1 pseudogene is annotated in these 242 nt (G+C 78.1%); it reads left to right on the forward strand.

Features of this window, described 5'->3' with window-relative positions:
* Positions 1-52: 52 nt before the first annotated feature.
* Positions 53-242 (forward strand): annotated as a pseudogene (locus AC0I8G_RS26115) (hypothetical protein); the annotation flags it as partial.

The raw sequence follows: 242 nt of genomic DNA on the forward strand, positions 1-242 counted from the left end.
CGTCGTGGGTCGTGACGGCTCCGCGGCTGGACGCGTGCACCAGGTTGAGCCCGTGCCGGATCTGGTCTGCGGGGGGTCGGGCCAGGGCGGCGAGGTGGCCACCGCCCAGCCGTCTGCGCCGGTGGTCACCGTGGTCAGCGAGCCCGTCCCCGGCCCCGGGACCGGTTCACCCCTCGGCGGTGGCCACCTCGCCGCCCTGGCCCGACCCCCCGCAGACCAGCTCCGGCCCGGGCTCCACCTGG

The organism is Kineococcus sp. AC630, from assembly GCF_979255925.1.